This window comes from Spirosoma jeollabukense, from assembly GCF_054777855.1.
This window is the reverse complement of the sequence record NZ_BAAHAD010000084.1, coordinates 1-704: the sequence shown is the minus strand read 5'-3', so window position 1 is coordinate 704 and position 704 is coordinate 1. Positions and strand designations below refer to the sequence as shown.

Annotated in this window: 3 tRNA genes and 1 rRNA gene; all 4 read right to left on the bottom strand. The window is 32.7% G+C overall.

From position 1 onward, the window contains the following. Positions 1-3: 3 nt before the first annotated feature. A tRNA-Met gene (locus tag ACYVEA_RS34675) sits at positions 4-74 on the bottom strand. 1 nt (position 75) lies between these two features. Further along, a tRNA-Val gene (locus ACYVEA_RS34670) sits at positions 76-147 on the bottom strand. Positions 148-150: 3 nt separating this feature from the next. Next, positions 151-223 (bottom strand) — tRNA-Glu (locus tag ACYVEA_RS34665). Between the two features lie 205 nt (positions 224-428). After that, positions 429-704, bottom strand: a 23S ribosomal RNA gene (locus tag ACYVEA_RS34660); the annotation flags it as partial.

The window sequence follows — 704 nt, the reverse complement described above, 5'->3', positions numbered from 1 at the left end:
AATTAGCGAACTTAGGATTCGAACCTAAATTTTTTGGTCATGAGCCAAATATGCTACCATTACATTAATTCGCATTAAGAAATAGGTGATTTGAACACCTGACCCTTCGCGTGTAAAGCGACAGCTCTACCGCTGAGCTAATTTCTTTTATAATCCAAGAGAGATTCGAACTCTCGTCCAAACAGTGAAAATGTTATGTCTTAACCGACTTGACCATTGGATCTTTATAGCCCAGTGCAAGTATCGCACTTACTTCTACCGATTACAAAACGGGTGCATTACTTTTATGCTAACCAGGCCATATTTAATTCCATAACTATGGAAAATTTTTAGCTTAAAAAAAAATTAGTACTTTATGTCAATATATAAAAATATATATTATATACAACTAAAACCTATTTATTATAAAAATAAAATTTTTATAATAAATCGTAGTGTTCTACTACGTTTATAAGTATCTTAAAGTGAGTTTCGCGCTTAAATGCATTCAGCACTTATCTTTAATTGATGTAGCTTTCTTGCCATGCCTATATACAACTTACTTAAGTAAAAGTAAGCGACAAAAATATTGCACTATAAACAACAAGTAAACCATAGATCAACATACCCAACTCCTTTCGTACGAAGGGGCTATCTTTATTTTACTTCAATTTCCTCTAGAAGATAGAAACCATACTGTCTCACGACGTATTAAACCCAGCTCA